General features: G+C 67.2%; 1 pseudogene. It reads right to left on the bottom strand.

What is annotated here, in order from left to right:
- Positions 1–288: pseudogene (locus ACZYRU_RS26945) on the bottom strand (glutamine synthetase); the annotation flags it as partial.
- Positions 289–293 lie beyond the last annotated feature (5 nt).

The following is a 293-nucleotide window of genomic DNA, read 5'->3' as shown; positions in this document are numbered from 1 at the left end:
CGCCGGCGCTATGGAGACCTCGATCTGCCCGTTGCCGTACTCGGGGTGGATCTGCTCCACCTCGATCCCCGCGATGATCAGGCTCTGATCGAGGTCGCGGATCATCGGCTCCAGGCGGAGGAAGGGACCCACGCCGTAGCCTGGTCCGGTGTGGGCGAGTTCGAGTGAGCCGTCGGCGTTATCCTTGTAGAGCGTGAACTCGAACTCGAACGCCATCCGGTACACGTACCCGGCGTCCTTCGCGGCGGCGACGAGACGCTTCGCCGCCGATCGGGCGCCGGTCGGCACCGGGT

The sequence above is a fragment of the Nocardioides sp. F233 genome (assembly GCF_057813895.1).
Note: the sequence above shows the minus strand (reverse complement) of the source record. Positions and strands in the feature narration are given on the sequence as shown.